This is a genomic window from Pantoea sp. E956-1 (assembly GCF_982223955.1).
This window is the reverse complement of sequence record NZ_CEUYZP010000067.1, coordinates 1-451: the sequence shown is the minus strand read 5'-3', so window position 1 is coordinate 451 and position 451 is coordinate 1. Positions and strand designations below refer to the sequence as shown.

1 protein-coding gene is annotated in these 451 nt (G+C 58.8%); it reads right to left on the bottom strand.

Going from position 1 to position 451, the window contains the following annotated elements:
* Positions 1-396 (bottom strand): phage major tail tube protein (locus tag AC0T7J_RS25285; RefSeq protein WP_473798509.1); only part of this gene is annotated, 396 nt, incomplete at its 3' end.
* Between the last annotated feature and the right edge of the window lie 55 nt (positions 397-451).

Below are 451 nucleotides of genomic sequence, written 5' to 3'. Positions count from 1 at the left end.
GTTGTAGGTGCGGCAGGACAGTTCCAGATTGGTCTTGGGCTTCTCGCCCATTTTCACTGCGGTTTCCTCAAGGGATTTCAACTGGCCGCCGACGGTGTGGTAGGTGAACCAGGTGTTGCCATCCTGATCCTGACCGGCTTCACGCACGTTCAACAGAATGTCGTCGCCGAGCTTCACGCCCAGCGCCAGCAGTACTTCGGCACCGAGACCTTGCCGGGTCAGCTTGGCGCCGAGCGCTTTGCCGCCCTTGGCCATTTCTTCGACGATGAAGCGCCCGCCGCGCATCTCTTCCATGTCGAATTCGATTTTCGGCGGGGTGAATTCCTCAACGGTCGCCGACAACGGCAGGCCTTGCAGGGTGGCCGCGATGGCCTGTCTTACGCGGTTGGTAAACATTAGAGAACGTCCTCCAGGAACTGCTCGATGATTTCATCGCGGGCGTTGAGTTGAT